This is a genomic window from Pleurocapsa sp. PCC 7319 (genome assembly GCF_000332195.1).
Lineage (GTDB): Bacteria > Cyanobacteriota > Cyanobacteriia > Cyanobacteriales > Xenococcaceae > Waterburya.
Map to the genome: position 1 here is coordinate 5,715,889 of NZ_KB235922.1, position 17,382 is coordinate 5,733,270.

A 17,382-nucleotide genomic window follows, 5' to 3' on the forward strand; every position below is an offset into this window, starting at 1 on the left:
TACGGGTTTACTTAGTAATTTTTTTGAGGGTAGAGATTAAAGTCTTTTCTTTAAATGGTTTACTAAAATAATCTGTTGCTCCTAAATTCATGGCTAGTTGGCGATGTTTTTCACCACTACGAGAAGTTAACATAATTACAGGCAGATTTTTATACTGCGGTTCAGCTTTCAGACGACCTAAAAAGCCAAAACCATCGAGGCGTGGCATCTCAATATCGCAAACTATCGCTCGAGGAGATACACCTGCCTTAATTTTGTCGAGAGCATCTTGACCATCTTTAGCTTGTTCCACTTGATAATCAGCTTTTTCTAAGGTTAGAGCTAAGAAACGACGCACATTGATCGAGTCATCGATAATCATGATCGTAGGACGAGGAAGAGCTAATGGAGTTCGGGTTACTTTGCTTGCTTCGAGATCGACAGCAGATAATCTAGAAGTTGAAATATCGGGTTCTGTTTCAATCCAGTTAATTAAACCAATTGCATCTACCAAAGGTACAACTCGACCATCTCCCAAAACAATACATCCTGAAAATCCTGGGGGAAAAGCAATATTACCCTCCACCGAACGCACCGTAACTTCTTCTTCTTGCCAATAGCGATCAATTTGAATTCCCACTAAACGCTCATCATCCACCGCAATGATTAGCACCGTTGGTTCTTCAATGGTTGGTTCAGTTTCTAGTTCAGTGCCGGAATTGTAAGCAAAACTAGATAAGTGTAACCATTGATTTAAGCGAATTAGCCTAATTTCTATTTCTTCGGAAATAAGGATTTCTTGACCCTGTTCATTGTGGCTGACCATCTGAGAATCTAGTATCAGCATCTCTTCAATCAAGCTAGTCGGAAAAGCCATTAAGATGCCATTACTTTCCACTAACAAAACTCGCTCTACCGAGAGACTGAAAGGAACTTTAATAATGAAGCTGGTACCTATTCCCAACTGAGTATTTACTTGGATTGTACCTTTGATTTGCTCAATATTAGTTCGCACAACGTCCATCCCCACCCCTCGTCCTGAAAGGTCTGTAACCTGTTCTGCGGTACTAAAACCTGGTTCAAAAATTAAATCTAAGATTTCTAATTTGCTAGCATTTGCCAAGTCTGCTTCATCAATACCCATAGCGATCGCTTTGGCTTTGACTTTATTAATATCGATACCACCACCGTCATCGCTGATGGTAATTATGGTCTGATTACCACGATGAACTGCACTAATATTAATTGAGCCTTGGGCTGGCTTATTAGCTGCTAATCTGACCTCAGGAGATTCAATACCATGATCGAAAGCATTACGAAATAAATGTAGCAAGGGATCATTTAGTACTTCCAAGACTGAGCGTTCTACTAGAGTAGAACCACCACGAATTTTGAGTTGTACCTTTTTACCATGCTTTATTTCTAAGTCTCTCAAGGCACGAGGGAAACGATTTAGCACGTCGGATATGGGGCGCATCCGAACACGAGTAATCGTATTCTGCATCTGCTTACTTGCCCGATCTAACTGTTTGGCATTTTTATCAGTATCTTCTAAGCTCAGTTTAATATCTTGAGCTACTTCCTGAAGCTGAACCACAGTTTCCATTACTTCTTGGGAAAGTAAATGAATATCACTATAGCTATCCATTTCCAAACTATCGAAATATTGCCGAGGCTGATGCAGAAGAGATATTTTGGCTAGTGTTGGTTGAGCAGTTATGACATTGCCCTGATTAACTACCGTTGCATTAATAGCTTTATTACCAGCTTGGGCTGAGTTGGATTGAAGATTAATGTTATCAGTTGCTACTTTATCGTAAGCAATACGCAGCTTAAAGTTAGATTGTTCTAGAGTTTTGATTCTTTGACGTAGTAAATCAACTAAATTGTTCAAACTATTGATGCGTAAGTTTAAACCGTTACGTTCTATCGCAATTTCCCCAAATAAATCACTTAATTGTTCTAGCTGTTTAACATCGACGCGAATGGTTTGAGTTCTTTCCTCGCTAACTACAGCTACAGCATCTAATTGTGCAGGAGGTATAACATTTTGTTCGACTTCTGGCTGCTCTTGGCTGGCGATTGGAGTGCTAGCTACAGCGTTGATTAAGTTTTTAGGAGTAGCAACCAAATCGTCAAGAGAGGTAAATAAATCTAGAGTTTCGTCTTCGATATTCTCGGTTTCAATGATGCGGTCAAGTTCCGAAAAATCTAAATCTTCTTCCGCTTCCTCAGCCAGAAGCTCTAATTGAGGAGAGGTTTCTCTGACATCGGCATCGTGTTCCTCCGCTTCTAGTTGCAGAGTATGGGGAATAACCTCCGCTTGTCCAACTAAAATTAGTGCTTGCGATCGCCTCCAAGCTTGGAGCGCTGCTGTGGCAATTAAACGAGATTTGTCTGGGGTAGCCTCTAAATGGTCAATGGTAGATTGACATAATTCGGCAAAAGCAGGAAGTTCCAGCATTTCTCCCAAACCACTTAATTCCTGTGCTGCATTCAGTAGTTCTTGATTGAGACTATTTACATCTGCATCCCCTACAATCGATTCTAATTGAGATAGTGTTTCTTCTACTTCAGTCTCAAAAATTAGGGTACTCATATCTTCCCCAACTTCTGCCGATAGCAAAGCCGCCGCATCTTCTGGTTGCGGATCTCCTAGACGTTCATGAAGTCGATCAAATAGTGGATTGACTGTTTCCTCTAACCACTGCTGATCGACAGGTATTTGCTGACGATTAAAAGCAATAACTTGCCGTAGAAAATCGGCTCCAGACAATAACCAAGTCTCAAGTTGACTGTCAACTGCATCGGTTTTGCCAACTTTCAGTACTTTAAAAAAATCCTCCAGACGGTGAGCTAGATGAGATAGATGGGGAAATCTCATCATGGCGGCACCTCCTTTGATAGAGTGAGCAGCCCGCAAAACGCTATCAATCTGCTGGGGATTAACTTGACCAGAGCCTAACCCTAATAATCCAGACTCCATATCATCGATATATTCTCTGGCTTCTTCGAGAAATTGCAGTCGTACTTGAAGTTCTTTATCCTCGGACATAATCGTCTATAGTAGTTCAGGTTAGGTTAAGTTGGGTAATTGTGATAGTGAATAGCCTCAGAGAGAACCTTAATTTTCTACGATAAAAGTGTCTACAGATGATTGCAGTTGTTGCGCGATCGCTACTGTTGATGTGAGGGAATGAGATATTTCTTGAGAAGTATCAGAAGTGCGTTCCGAAATATTAGCGATTTGACCGATTAGTTGAGTTACTGTCTCCGAAGTCTGTGCCTGAGAAATAGTTGTTTGAGAGATAGATTCTACTAAGCTATCGATCTGACGTGATACTCCTACGATTTGCTGCAAACTTTGTTTAGTATCTTCTATTAATCGAGTTCCTTCTGCTGCTCGGCTATTCCCAACTTCTATCGCTTCCATTACTTGCACAATTTCTGCTTGAATTTTGGAAATAATACTTTCCACCTCTTTGGTAGCTGCTGCTGATTGAGTTGCTAAATCTCCAACCTCTTCTGCTACTACGGCAAAACCTCGACCTTCGTCTCCCGCCCGAGCTGCTTCTATTGAAGCATTGATTGCTAGCAGATTAGTTTGCATGGCAATTTGATTGATAAGAGAAATGACTCGGGAAATTTGTTGCGAAGCTGTCCCCAAACTCTGGACTTTATCCGAGGTTTCGCCAATAGTTGACTGCAATTGTAAAATACTATTTACTGTACGTTCCATACTTTTGCCGCCATCTTCAGCTTTCACGTAGGAAATGCGAGCAACTTTAGCTGCAGTTTGAGCAGTTTGGGCTACTTCTTGAATTGAACGTGTCATTTGCTCTACAGATGAGAGAATTTGACTAATTTGTTCAGCTTGTTGACGAGCTTCATGACTTAGTTGATTGACTGTCCCTTGATTGTTAGTTACTGACTTATTAACTTGATCGGCAGCTTGTTTTACTTGAGTAACGATATCCCGAAGATTTTCGATAATCGAATTAAAGAAGTCAGCCACAATCCCAATTTCACCCTCATTGATTTGCGATCGCACCGTCAAATCGCCACCTGAAGCACCTTCTACATCATCTAAAAATCCTAATAGTTGCAGTTGAATCGTTTGGTTTTTTTGCTTTTGTTCTTGGACAATAGTTTCTGCTTCGCTACGAGCTTGTTGTAATTCTGCGAGGGAAACACTTTGTTCTTGGAGAAGTTGTTTTACTTTTTGCACCAAATTGTTAAAGCTGTTGGCTAAAGTTATTGTTTCCCTGCTACCTGAAGGAGTGACTATAACGTTTAGATCACCTGATGCCACTAGCTCTGCCTTAGCTGCTAAATCTTGTAAGGGATTGGCTATTTTTCGTGCCAAAATGGTGATCGCCACTATGGCAGAAAGTATTGATAAAATGATTAATAATGGCAATATAATTATTCTTCTTGCTCCTAAGATCAATATCTCTGAGCGGTCAATAGAAGCACTAATAATTAAAGTAGTATTGGCAATAGGAGAAAGGGTATATTCTTTATTCTGATAAATAAAGGAAATAGTAACAACATCTTGGTCTAAAACTGACTCAAATTGATTAACCCTCAGGTTTTTTAAAGAGGAGTCTTCGGGTAATAGGTCATTAAGTTGATCTTCAGTGATATTCTCAGGCTGAGGGGTAAGAGCAATAAATTCACCAATTACAGCGATCGCATCTCCGCCAATAATGGCTGAATTTTCAGTACTTCCTTGACTAGTAAAAGTATTTAAAACCTGTTTTTGTTTAATATCAATGGACTGAACACTTTGTGAGCCAGAGATACTAATATTTTTTAAGTTGTCACTTTCAAGTGCTACTAAAGTACTAACGGGCAGAACAGACTTAATAACTCCCAAAAATTCTCCAGATTGCGGATCTTTGATCTGTCTAATCAGAGGAATACTAAAGCTGTTGCTTGATTGATCTAGACTGGGTTGGTCAATATAATTTACAACTTGTTTGCCTTGTTGCCACCAGGATTCATCGCTTTGAATCATGTCGGAAGTTAGTTGAGAATAGGCAATATTAAAACCGTTTTTTTCCGTAATAAATATTTCTGCCAACCCCGAACTTTCAGCAGTTTGCTTCAGATAATTATTGAGAGCAGTATCATTGATCAGTGTCTTAGTTGTGGCATATTTTTTTTCCGCTTCGGCGATCGCCAAGGAATTCAATTGCTCTGTTTCTACTTTTTGAATACCCTTTTGAATAGCCGATAAAACAGCAGGATTAGAGGCAACAGAAACCGAAATATCAACAGCACTATCAATTGCCAAACTGAAACTTTTTTGCGCTAATAAAGCTTCTTGTTCTACTTTTTGTCTCAATTGTTTAACTGAGTTGTCACGAATAATCTGATAACTAACAATACAAGCAATTAATAAGGGTATGAGTAAGGTAGGAACAATAGTAAAAAATAAATAGTACTGAAGACTAATTTTATTGTTCAACAAAAATTTACTTTTTTCACTTTGTACTTGATTTTCTGACATATCTTTCTATTTGAGATTGCTGGAATCAGTCACCGTAAAAAAATATTAATTAGTTTAAAACTAGTAAAACAGTTGTATAACTAATTATCATTTTTCTCACTCTCTACCTACCCTCAGAAGCTAAAGATTTAGAGAGGTTATTGCTTTCATAATATCTTCTCTAGTAAAAGGTTTAGTAAGATATACATCTGCACCTTGTTTCATACCCCAAAGACGATCTATATCTTGATTTTTAGAGGTACAAACAACAATTCTTGCTCCCTGAGTTTCAGGCTTTTTTTTCAGACTGCGACATAATTCAAAACCATTCATCTCGGGCATTACTACATCAGTAATAATTACATCAGGACTATTATCAATAGCTTTAGCCAACGCTTCTTTGCCATCCTCAGCTTCAATTACTTGATGACCATTTTCTTGCAAGTATCCCGAAATTAATTGTCTGGTTGAAGGAGTATCATCAACGACTAAAATTTTTACCATGATTTTAATTATTCCTCAGTTTGTATTGGTTGATAAATCGTAATTTTTATAACCTCTAACTCAAATACTTAAAAACTATATTGAGTAAATCTGATTGAGTAAATGGTTTAGTCATATAGTCGGTAGCTCCTACGAGTCTAGCTTTAGCACGATCAATAATGCCTTTATTTCCTGTTACCATAACAATAGGTGTTGATTGAAAGGCAGAATATTTTCTGACTAAAGAACATAATTTATATCCATCTATATTGGGCATACCAACATCAAGTAAAATAAGATCTGGCTTGATTCTAATAATTTTCATCAGAGCTTTTAGAGGTTCGGTAATTGGAAATACAGAAAATTCATCACCCTCTAAAAAGCGACCAATTTCTTTTAAAATTGACGGACTATCATCAATACAAACTATTTTCCATTGTTTTTTTGTTTCTTTTTGTCCTGGTAGATCGTCAAAATTTAGTTCACTAGATTTAGTCTCAGCTTTGACTTCTGTATTGGTCGCTTGAGAAACAGTTGACTCTAAAATTTTGGCAGTTTCGGCTGAATACGTAGGAAGTAAGTCAAAAGGACTCTGCGGAGCACGAATAACAATAGTTTTGTTGATAATTAAAGCATAAAACTTTTGAACTATTACTAACTCATTTTGATTTAGAATAGCAGCTAACTGTCGAAAACTAAATCCTTTCAAAATTTTAGCTATTTTTTTTTGCTCTGCTGAGGCATCGGGTTTAGTAAAGAAGTATGGACGTTGATAAGCAGAAGATATTTGTGGTAAAAATGAATGCCATAATTTTAATCTAGTTTGGCATTTTTGAATTAGATTAATTATGTCTAATTTTGCCAAAGGTTCTTTAATTTGAGCATTTTTTAAATACTGATATTGATAGTTTTTAGATAAAATTAAATAAGAATCTAGTATTTCTTCAGCTAGACTTATGATTAATATATTTGCCTGTTCTTTAGTAATATGTCCCGCAGTAGCCATCCATGAGATAGCTTTATAATCAGTTGGGTTGTCAACATAATTCTCAGCTTCAACATCAAAAACTAAACTAACAGAGTTACGAAAATCGCCTTTTAAATTGGGAATCTGATGACTTAAACGGCGTAAATGTCTTTCTAATCTTTCAAAGGGTTTAATAGAATTGGTGGCATAGGCAATTACTCCTCTGTAAAGATAGAAATAGTAAACTACAGAATTAGCTGTTAATTCTAAACAACCACTTAGTTGTTGTTCTGATAATTGCGTTAAAACTTCAATCGGATAAATATTATTATCAGTATTTGTTACTAGACTACTGGAGGATGATTGATTCATAATCGAATTAATTTATACAACTTAAAACAACTTTCAAGTATCTAGATGTATTAGTTAGAATAAAAAAATGTTAGCTATAAATAAAGATAAAAATAGTAAAAATCAGCAATTATATTTGTTTAAAGATAAAAATAAGCCAGATAAATGATTTAATATTCTGATTGATTGGATTATGTCACTTTAGTTGATGTTTTGATCGATATTTTTGATATCAATCCCGAGTCTAATTACTTAGAGGCTAAATACTAATTAGCTAAAATTACAATTTAAACTATATTTATAGTTCCCGAAAATCCTCAAGAACTAACATCTCATCACCACTAATTTCTTTCCAGGGTGACAATTTGGGCATATTGAACCTCGCTTACAGATGAAGATATTTGACCAACGGTCAGAGCAGGCTCCGTCGTTGTACGGCGGAGTAATCAGAGATTACTACGTATTCTCTTAGGAATATATTTACTCTTGGTTTCAATGTTAAGTTAATCAACAGTATCGATTGCTACTCAGCCCCTGAAACCGAAATATATCTAACCTGTTTGCCGTGAATGAAAAAAAACTGGACTTTCTTCTACGCCATAATCGCCAAATTAGAGTGATTGGTTTTGATGATGCTCCTTTTGAGCGTCATACAAGCAAGCCGGTTGCTGTTGCGGGAGTGGTTTGTAGCTTAACTCGTTTTGAAGGAATGTTGTGGGGACATATACAAGCTGACGGATGGGATAGCACCGAGCAACTAGCCCAAATGCTGCTCTCAAGTAAATTTCATGCTCAACTTCATCTGGTCTTGTTAGACGGGATTAGCATGGGAGGTTTGAATTTAATCGAGCTACCTAATTTAGCTCAACAAATACAATTACCCTGTGTCGCTGTGATGAGAAAATTCCCTAAGTTGTCGAAAATGAAAGCAGCAATTTCTCTTTTACCTGAGCCTGAAAAAAGATTACAAATCTTAGCCCAAGCAGGAGAAATTCAGGTTCAGCCACCTTTCTATTTTCAGGTTTGTGGGCTGAGTGCAGTCTTGACAGCTCGAATATTGCAACGTTTAACAGATAAGGGAAATGTGCCAGAAGCTCTAAGAATAGCCCATCTAATTACTTCTGCTGTGCTCAATGGAGAAAGTGGAAAACGTGCTTAACGGTTTTTCTCGCTTTACTTATTATTGCTGTTCAAACTGATATCCTGTTGGTAGTTTTTTTGACTATCGAACTTGAACTAGCGATCGCCGAACTTAAATTAGTCAAAATATCTCTACCATAAATAATTAAAGCTTTTATGATTCCCATAGCGTGTTTTAAGTCCATCGACGAAAGAACGCCCCGTCTTCTCCAGCGTCGATAGTTAATTGTTCTATTTGGGTCATCTGCGCTGTGTCTAAAGGAGTATAATTGCGTGCTACGGTAACATTCGATTCTAGTTGTTCGGGGTTTTCAGCAGCTATGATGCAACAATCTACTCCAGGTAAAGAGAGACTGTACCCCATAGCCTGTTCCATACTAGATAAAAGAGCGGGTTGGAGCAATCTACCGTAGGCGGGGACTTTCATCGCGATTACACCGACCTGTTTCTCTCGTGCTACTGGTAAGACGATACGGGAAAACGGGCGAGGATGATGAACATCAGCAGCGTTGAGAGAGATCAAAGTTGTGTCAAAATCATAGCGACGCAACCCCTCGGCAATAACTTCTGGTTCGTGATGTCCTGTAATTCCCGAAAATTTAATTAATCCTTGCTCTTTAGCTTCTTCAACCGCTTTGATTGCCCCTCGATTGCTAAAAATGGTATCTAATTCATCAGTAAAGGAAACGTGATGTAACTGCCAAGAATCGAGATAATTTGTCTGGAGACGTTCTAATGACCGCTCTAATTCTCGCCAAGCACCATCGTAATCTCTGGCTGCGGTTTTACTGTTAAGATAAATGCGCTCGCGGTACGTCGGTAAAACTTTACCAAAGCGTTCTTCTGAAGGTCCATAGCTGGCTGCGGTATCGTAATATTTGATGCCTAATTCTAACGCCTTCTCAATCAAAGCAATGGCTTCGGCTTCTTGACCTTCATGAGAAATGGGAGTTCGCCCCGCTCCACCCAAGCCCAAAATTGGTAGGCTTACCTGAGTGGAGCCTAATACTCTTTCTGGCATGGATTTAACTGTTGAAGAAGAGGCTGGGGTTGATTTTTTCGTTAGAGCTTGACTGCCAATAACTGTTGCTGCTGCTACGCTACCTATAAGGAAGTTACGTCGATTAGTTTTTTGGCTCATGATTTTTGATTTCAGCTTTGAGGAATATTCTAGCGAGAATAGAACTCTTGCAAACGAACAATTGTTGCTTATTTACAATTCTGAAATCCAGCCTAATGAGACCAATAAGCTAGCTAAAATACTTCCCAAAAATGCAATCCCAAGATTACTCATATTTGAAATGCTAGCTGAAGATAATGCTGTATTCAGATCGGAAGAATTTAGACGTTCATAGTTTTTTACAGCTATAGTTGTCTCTGGCAAAGAGGAGATCAAACTTCCTATAAAGTAATGTAGATACGCAAAAATTGCTGCTCCAAAGAATGATTTCAATAATGGCTCATAAAGTTCAGTACAGGCGATAAAAAATAAATTCAGAAGATAGCAACATAAAATAACTCCAACAGTCCCCAAGAAAAACTTGAGCCAACTAGGTGTAAAATCTTCGCTTTCTATCTCTTCAAAAATTTCTGGACGCTTTCTTTTTAATCTTTCTTCCAATAAGAAATAAACTACAATGCCCATCAAACAGATACATCCTCCTATTAAGAGAAAATTACCTGTCCGTATTAATGTATTTTGGGGCCAAGTCATAAGCGGCAATATGCCAGTTATTGACCAACAAGCTCCACTCGAAAAGGTCAACATCGTCAATGAGATTATTAAATGCCAAATGACCAGCTTTCTTTCTTTTTTAAGCAGCTCGATAAAATTCCTTATTCGAGCAAATTGACCTAATAATAACCATTTACTCATCACCATTATTGGCGCCATCGCAAACATTAAATATATATTGGCAAAATTCGACCCCAGAGGAGTGGCTACTCCTCCCAATTTTTCTAGCCCAAATGAGCTCAACATCAAGAATAATTCAGGTAAATTAGTCGTAGAATTAATCACTAGAGTACGCTGTTTTGTTCCCAGTAATTTTTCTGCTAATCCCGCCGCCGAATTAGTCATCAAATTAGTACTACCAGGAATTAACCATAGACAAAATACTAGAGCTACCGCTAAAGAAAATACTAAAAAAGGTATTTCTCCAATTCGATTATGCAATTCTACTACTAAATTATTTTCTCTAGAGATTAAATAGAAACTGATTAAAGTTAACAACAGCAATATCGGGTATCCCCCTCTTGGTAATTTTGACCTCTTTGAGTCATTACTGCTGATCATTATTTTTACTCTTTCGAGCCAATAAATTCACATATATTTAATCCAGATGATTTATGTTAGCAAATAGGATGATTGAGGTGTATAGTTTGTTCATTTTTCGCCATGACAAAACTCTGGTAGTCTCTATAAAATGATCGTGTCATAAATCTGTTCGCGATCGCTTGATAGAGAAAGGTGAAAAACCAAAATATTTAAGTTGTTAAGTTATTCTCTTCTGGAGAGATTTATATCTTGGCATATCTGTCGATTGTACTAAGTAGAGATTTAGCGTCAAGAGGCTGATTAAATAGTTCAGAACAACCAGCCATTTTCGCTTTCATCCGATCTACCAGGTTAATATTTTTGCTAAATAAAATTATGGGAGTTTTATGAAAATATTCGAGTTGTCGTAACTCGTTGCAAACATCATAACCACTAATTTCTGTAAGCTCAACATTAATAAATACTAAATCCGGCTTACTATCAAGAACAGCAGCGATCGCCTGTAAAGGATCGTTGTAGCTGACATAAGCATATCCGGCATTAGTAATAATTTTCTTGATTATTTGGCAGATTATGGCGTTTTTATCAATACAAGCAACTAATAATTTATTTTTTTCTGGTTTAATCTCCTGATTTAAATCATTTTCCCCAGTAGCAAAAGATATTTCAATATTATCTACTTCACCCGGTTGGGATGGTGATGCTTGTTTATTTGGTGTCGTCAGAATTTTGATTGGTAAAGGTAAATCGTCAATCTCAATTAATTCGATTAAACCTAGTTGGATATAAGGAATGATGGAGCGGGTTGCTAATATTAAATCAGTTTGTTTACGAATGGCTAAATCCCTTAAAGTTTGTTTACCATTCATAAATCTACTCAATGTTTGATAAGTTTTTTCACCTACTTTCTCTGGTAGAGTTTCCAGTTGTTTAATTATGGGAGCCAGATTAGGAGAACTATCAGCAATTTTAGTTTGTTGCCATTGTTGCCAAATTTTCCAAGCTTCAATAACTTGTTGTTCTGAATCGATCATCGCAATTCTAAATTCTGTTGATTCCGATTCAGATATGAAGGAATAAACAATATCTTGGGCTTGAGTAATGTCAAACAGGACTTCTGTGACTATGGAGCGAATCATTTTAGTTGCTTGTTCGCGATTAGCTTTTCCTTGTTCGACCCACAAGTAAAGTAGTTGGTAATCCCAACTAATAATTTGCTTTTGACTAATTGTAATTATCGTAGATGCCAGTTCTTGTGATAACTGAGCCGTTATTTGAGGAAAAAAAACAGCAAGATTTCGACGCCATCTTCTAACTGGATGAGTTCCCCCTGTTACGTAAAGAATTCTGCCAAAGTAGAGAAAAAATGTCCAAACATTAGCTTGGTAGTCTTTAATAATTACTTGACCACTAAAAAGACCTTGTTTGAGATCTTTGAATAGTTGAATTTGTTTTGAAGCGGTAAATTGATTAACTGATATTTGATTAGGAGTCAACTCAGCGGTCATTCTTGTTGCATCTCCATTCCTATTTTTTGAGCTCGATTTGGAGGTAAATCTATTTTTTCGCCACAATGTTAACACAGGAAAAATCACCCTACAATAAACATTGATCGGCCAAGACTAAAAAACTATTTCTCAATCTTTATTGATTGTTCTCTGACGGTTTTCTAGCTAAAAATTAAGATGAATCACTATTCATACGAAACAAATAAGCAACTGCTTCAAGATTTGATGAGGCAGGTAAATATTTCTGATATTGACGAACTCAGTAGCGTAGCTCAGGTTGCCCGACTACAGTTGATTAGAATCCAACGGGGTTTAATTCTCAATTTATCTGTTGGTGCGATCGCCAAAATTGCTCGAGCTCTGAATATTTCGATTGATAGTTTGGTAGAGACTTTTGTCGAACAATCGACCGCTAAGATTAAACATGAAGAACACAAAGCTGATGATGCTCTTGCTAGTTGTCAACAAGAGTATCAGAAACTCCAGCATGAAATGCTGGTGCAACAAGAATTTTTGGAAGCAGAGTTCCAGAAAGCAAGTTTAGAAACTATTGAATCTTGGTTATTACAATGGCCAACTGCTGTTGCTGCCGTCTGTAGAAATCCTCAACTACCAGCGGCAAGATTATTACCCTTATTACAACCTCTAGAACAACTTTTGAAGCACTGGAATGTCCAAGCCATTGCTGCTGTGGGAGATAAAATAGCTTACGATCCTCAGTATCATCAATTAATTAAGGGGACAGCCCAATTGGGAGATCTGGTACAAGTACGTTATGTGGGCTATAAACAAGATCAGAAATTATTGTATAAAGCAAAAGTCAGTCCTGTAGAGACTTCAAATCCTTGACAGCTCAAAACAAATTATCATAACGAAGCTAATTTACCTGAGACATAACTTATGAACTGGTGGCAGAAACTGAAAAAAAATGCTCTCGCTCGTTTGGGAGCAACTATTTTAATTGTCTTTTATTTTTCGGTTATCTTCGCTGATTTTATCGCGCCTTACTCCCCCTATGATTCTCAAAGTGACGGTTCTTTATTGCCTCCCACGGCAATTCACTGGCGTAATGCTGATGGTAAATTAACTGCCCCCTATGTTTTTCCTACCACTCAAGGAATTACTGATATTAATACAGGCGATCGCCTGTTAATCGTCGATCGAGAAAATCCTGCTCCTCTTGGCTTTTTGGTTCAGGGCACACCCTACAATCTATTTGAAATCTCCTTACCTTTACCTCCCCAATTTAAATCAGTCACTATCTTGCCTGGAATTCCTTTGAAACGGCATTTATTTGGTACTTTGGGAGCAGCTAAAATTAATATTTTAGGAACTGACGAACAGGGTAGAGACTTATTCAGTCGTTTGTTATTTGGAGGCAGGATTAGTCTCTTTATCGGGCTAGCAGGAATTACTATCTCTTTTCCCCTAGGAATGCTGATCGGGGGTATTTCTGGTTATTTTGGCGGTTGGATTGATGCGGTGTTAATGCGGGTGGTGGAAGTTTTGATGACCATACCAGGCATCTATCTCTTGATAGCTTTGGCTTCAGTTTTACCTCCTGGTTTAAGTGGTGCTCAAACTTTTTTATTAATTGTTTTGATCACTTCACTTATTAGTTGGTCTGGTTTGGCACGGGTTATTCGAGGTCAAGTTTTATCGCTTAAAGAACAGGAATTTGTGCAAGCTGCCAAAGCAATGGGAGCCAACCCTCTATATATTATTGTGCGTCATATCCTACCTCAAACGGCTACTTATATTATCATTTCTGCAACCTTGGCTGTTCCAGGTTTTATTATTGCAGAAGCAACTCTAAGCCTAATTGGATTAGGCATCCCCATCAAAGATCCTAGCTGGGGGAATTTATTATCTTCGGCTACCAATGCCTCGATTTTAGTATTGCAACCCTGGTTAATTATTCCGCCAGCTTTATTAATTATTTTGACTGTATTAGCGTTTAATTTGCTAGGAGATGGACTTCGAGATGCTTTAGACCCTCGTAATTTGTATCAAAGCAAATAGACTTAATTTTTGACTGTACTGATCTTCGCCATATTTGAGTTCAACGAGGTGGATAAAGCTTAAATATTTCGCAACTTTCTAATTTCTACCCACATTTCGCGAGTTGCATTATACTTCTAATAAATTTCATTCAAAACCATTGCCTTGAAATAGTTTTAGTGATTTGAGACAAAATCATGTCATCGCGAAAAATCAAGAATAGTTCAAGATGTGACAATGAAAATTTGGCAAAATTAGCGATTTTTACGATAATCTATTGTGCTTCATTTGTAACGTGCGAAATGTAGGTTTCTAGATCTCTTCTGAGCTATCAATAGAAAACTGAAGCACGGGTAAAACTCGTGACTGGGGAATCGAAGATTCCTCCCCAACAACGTTGCCCCCCAAAGTCTGGTAAAATCCCAGAGCATTTGGATCTGAAACAACTTTCAGTTTGTCAATAGCATTAGCTCGACACCATTCCAAGGCATGTTGGAATAAGGCTCGTCCAATGCCTCTGCCCATAAACTCAGGCAAGACCCATAAGTGTTCAATTTCAGCTCGGTTAGTCTGAGCAGAGATTCCAATAAATCCAACAGTTTTCCCTTGTAGCTCGCATACGAAGATGGTGTTGTTCTCGACTTGCTCAAGCGTAACCGTTAGGAACTCCTCCCACAGCTTTAACCACGAGAAAGGATAACCCCAATGAGCCTTTGCAGAGATAGCGATCGCTGACAGCGTTTCAATATCATTTGCATTAGCCGTGCGGAATTTCATCATTACTTTTTCCGCATCCATCAAAACAAAATTGGCAGACTAGTAGGTATAGCACTACGAGAAAATATTAGGATATTTTCTATTCCCTGTTCCCTGTTCCCTGTTCCCTGTTCCCTTTGAACCAATATCTTATGTCCTAAGCTTAAAGCGTAATGCTATATCATTCCCTTGATTGATCGCTCTGTGAACTCTATGCAAAAACTGCGAATTCAAAGGCATTACTAGACAAATCCAGCTCGGTTACGTCTTGGACAAAGCCAACCAGTTCAGGAGCTTGACCTTCAACCGTGTAAAGGATCCCAGTTCCCAAGCGAAACGTTTCTATTTGTTTTAATTGATAGTCATCAGCACTCCCATGCAGCCGAATTACATCGGATTCATCGAGGTTAAAGTCCTTAATCAATGCCATATCCTTCAAGCCCATCGTCTGGGCAAAGCCGTCATCGTAGTAGACTTCTAGAGCATCTCCCAGGACGAAGGTGTCGCTCCCTTTGCTGCCTTTAAAGACATCAAATTCACCTTTTCCAGGGGTAAAGGATTCGACCCCAACCCCAATCAGGACATCATTGCCGTGTCCGCCGTTGAGCAGGTCATCATCTTCACCGGCAATCAAGACATCATTGTCGTATCCGCCAAAGAGAGAGTCATAACCTTCTTGACCAAAAAGCTTATCATTGCCGTTGCCTCCTCGGAGAATGTCATCGCCATCTTCGCCGAATATTCGGTCGTTACCGTTGCCTCCTCGGAGACGATCGTTATCGTTGTCACCCACAATCAAATCGTCTTGCATGGGGGCAGCAAAAGCTAAACTAAAGGGATTGAGACCGTTAACGTTAACCGAGTCGAGCAAAACAGGACGGGTAGGATCTTCAAGAGAGTAGAAGCTAACTTGACTGGCTTCTGAACCAGAATGAGTCATAAATAGCCTCTGTCCATCTCCAGTCAACCAGACATTATGGGGTGTAGGAAACGGGGTGTCAACACCGTCGAGATCACCAACAATTTCATTGGTGCGGGCATCGATCGCAAATAACCCATTGGGACCACCACCAGGTAAATTGGTAGTGTAGAGGTATCTGCCATCGAGACTGAAATCAATACCATGAACGCCAGGTTGTTCGAGGGAGTCAACTTTAACTAACTCCGTGCCTCTCCTGTCAAAGACATCAATGCGATTGCTATTCTGAGTAGGGACGTACAGTAAATTACTTTCTGGTGCTAGGGAGAGGTGGGGATCTTTACCTACCTCAGCGGTATCGAGAATCTCAAAGGTTGCGGTATCAATTTTTACCAATAGGTCGGAATCGGGGTTATCCTCACGGAGAATCGTGGCGTAAGAATAAAGTCCAGAAGGATCGAGGATAACATCATGAGGTATGGCATTTGTCCCGATCGCTGCTTCGGGCAACTGAACTTTGGTGGTTTCGTTTGTTTCTATCTCGACAACGGTTAAGGCAACGTCAAGGTCATTAACTACCCACAGTTGCTTCTCTTGGGGATCTACCCACATATGGAAGTTGCCTGCCCCTGTTTCGACAGTACGAGTGACTTCGTAAGTGGTTTGGTCAAAGAAAACAACTCGATTATTGGCGCGATCGTCTACAATAATTTCATTTGTGCTGAGTAGGTGATAAACGTACATGGGTTCTGGAGGCTTTTCTCCTTCTCCAAAAGGCAAGTCTACCGTTCTTAGCTCCTCTCCTGTTTGAGCGTCTAGAATAGAAATGTTGCCCGAAGCACGATTGGCGATAACAATTTGTCTATTATTTGTTTGGGTAGCATCCGAAACTGCTGGAAAGACAGCAAATTGAAGATTTTCACATTCATTAGGAGGGCAACCGCCGTTCAAGGTAGTGGTTTGTACCTCTTCTAGTCCGGGAATAACCGAACCATGAGAACGAATAATGGGATGTATCTCAGCCGAGAAAGAATCCACTAGTCCATCTCCCAAAGTAACTTGGTCTGAACCAGTAGGAAGTTCTCCTTCTAAAAGTTGTACGCTAAAGTTTTCCGTGCCTTCATCGTCGACGATTTCTCCTGTCGCCCAAAAAGAAGAGGCATTAACTTCTGGTCGCTCCAAATCATCACTACCGCAACCGTCTACGCAGAATTCGGGATTATTAAAAACCACCCACCAAACGGTATAAGCTCCTGGGGTGAGTTCTGTATCTAAAGTTAATTCAACCCCATCTTCATTTCGCTCTAATACTGCCAAGGCATCATGTATCGGCAACTTAGTGTCAAAATCAGAAACTTGACTGGTTTGTAAGGCTGCGGTTGGAGTAGTTAAATTATTAGTTTGTGCGTCGTTAGTAACTTCCATCGTTGGTTCTCCTTAGTCATATATTTGTGTTTTTGGTTAATTGATGTCATATTGATCGTTAGCTCTCTAGAGAATTCGTTT

14 protein-coding genes are annotated in these 17,382 nt (G+C 38.7%); 4 read left to right on the forward strand and 10 right to left on the reverse strand.

Features of this window, described 5'->3' with window-relative positions:
• Positions 1-7 precede the first annotated feature (7 nt).
• From PLEUR7319_RS0130010 to PLEUR7319_RS0130025, 4 genes are all read right to left on the reverse strand, one after another.
• Entirely contained in the window at positions 8-3,034 is a 3,027-nt protein-coding gene (locus PLEUR7319_RS0130010) for a response regulator (RefSeq protein ID WP_019508936.1), read from the reverse strand.
• Between the two features lie 69 nt (positions 3,035-3,103).
• Entirely contained in the window at positions 3,104-5,494 is a 2,391-nt protein-coding gene (locus PLEUR7319_RS0130015) for a methyl-accepting chemotaxis protein (RefSeq protein ID WP_019508937.1), read from the reverse strand.
• Positions 5,495-5,614: 120 nt separating this feature from the next.
• Positions 5,615-5,977, reverse strand: coding sequence for a PleD family two-component system response regulator (locus PLEUR7319_RS0130020; RefSeq protein ID WP_019508938.1), 363 nt, complete (start codon positions 5,975-5,977; stop codon positions 5,615-5,617).
• 55 nt (positions 5,978-6,032) lie between these two features.
• Entirely contained in the window at positions 6,033-7,295 is a 1,263-nt protein-coding gene (locus PLEUR7319_RS0130025) for a response regulator (protein ID WP_019508939.1), read from the reverse strand.
• 544 nt (positions 7,296-7,839) lie between these two features.
• Between PLEUR7319_RS0130025 and PLEUR7319_RS0130035 the strand changes: the two genes are divergently transcribed.
• Positions 7,840-8,433, forward strand: coding sequence for a DUF99 family protein (locus PLEUR7319_RS0130035; RefSeq protein WP_019508940.1), 594 nt, complete (start codon positions 7,840-7,842; stop codon positions 8,431-8,433).
• 31 nt (positions 8,434-8,464) lie between these two features.
• On the opposite strand, the gene PLEUR7319_RS43245 is transcribed toward PLEUR7319_RS0130035, so the two are convergent.
• The 3 genes from PLEUR7319_RS43245 to PLEUR7319_RS0130050 form a co-directional block, all read right to left on the reverse strand.
• A complete protein-coding gene (locus tag PLEUR7319_RS43245) occupies positions 8,465-8,599 on the reverse strand; it encodes a hypothetical protein (protein WP_019508941.1) in 135 nt (44 codons plus the stop codon).
• The gene (locus PLEUR7319_RS0130045; RefSeq protein ID WP_019508942.1) at positions 8,590-9,555 is read right to left on the reverse strand and encodes an aldo/keto reductase; all 966 of its coding nucleotides are present in this window, start codon (positions 9,553-9,555) and stop codon (positions 8,590-8,592) included. Before PLEUR7319_RS0130045 ends, PLEUR7319_RS43245 begins: the two co-directional genes overlap by 10 nt.
• A 72-nt stretch (positions 9,556-9,627) precedes the next feature.
• Positions 9,628-10,290, reverse strand: a complete 663-nt coding sequence (locus PLEUR7319_RS0130050) for a hypothetical protein (protein WP_202804268.1) — start codon at positions 10,288-10,290, stop codon at positions 9,628-9,630.
• A 37-nt stretch (positions 10,291-10,327) separates the two neighbouring features.
• Here PLEUR7319_RS0130050 and PLEUR7319_RS42305 point away from each other — a divergent pair, with 37 nt between their 5' ends.
• Complete coding sequence (locus tag PLEUR7319_RS42305; RefSeq protein ID WP_202804269.1) at positions 10,328-10,627, forward strand: hypothetical protein; 300 nt, start codon at positions 10,328-10,330, stop codon at positions 10,625-10,627.
• Between the two features lie 307 nt (positions 10,628-10,934).
• On the opposite strand, the gene PLEUR7319_RS0130055 is transcribed toward PLEUR7319_RS42305, so the two are convergent.
• A complete protein-coding gene (locus tag PLEUR7319_RS0130055) occupies positions 10,935-12,200 on the reverse strand; it encodes a response regulator (protein ID WP_019508944.1) in 1,266 nt (421 codons plus the stop codon).
• A 177-nt stretch (positions 12,201-12,377) separates the two neighbouring features.
• Between PLEUR7319_RS0130055 and PLEUR7319_RS0130060 the strand changes: the two genes are divergently transcribed.
• A complete protein-coding gene (locus tag PLEUR7319_RS0130060) occupies positions 12,378-13,049 on the forward strand; it encodes a hypothetical protein (RefSeq protein ID WP_019508945.1) in 672 nt (223 codons plus the stop codon).
• Positions 13,050-13,100: 51 nt separating this feature from the next.
• On the forward strand, positions 13,101-14,222 hold the full coding sequence (locus PLEUR7319_RS0130065; RefSeq protein ID WP_019508946.1) for an ABC transporter permease: 1,122 nt from the start codon (positions 13,101-13,103) through the stop codon (positions 14,220-14,222).
• A gap of 291 nt (positions 14,223-14,513) precedes the next feature.
• On the opposite strand, the gene PLEUR7319_RS37195 is transcribed toward PLEUR7319_RS0130065, so the two are convergent.
• Both PLEUR7319_RS37195 and PLEUR7319_RS37200 read right to left on the reverse strand, forming a co-directional pair.
• Positions 14,514-14,999 carry a GNAT family N-acetyltransferase gene (locus PLEUR7319_RS37195; protein WP_019508947.1) on the reverse strand — a complete coding sequence of 162 codons (486 nt, stop codon included), beginning with the start codon at positions 14,997-14,999 and terminating at the stop codon, positions 14,514-14,516.
• A 169-nt stretch (positions 15,000-15,168) separates the two neighbouring features.
• Complete coding sequence (locus PLEUR7319_RS37200) at positions 15,169-17,301, reverse strand: YncE family protein (RefSeq protein WP_019508948.1); 2,133 nt, start codon at positions 17,299-17,301, stop codon at positions 15,169-15,171.
• Positions 17,302-17,382 lie beyond the last annotated feature (81 nt).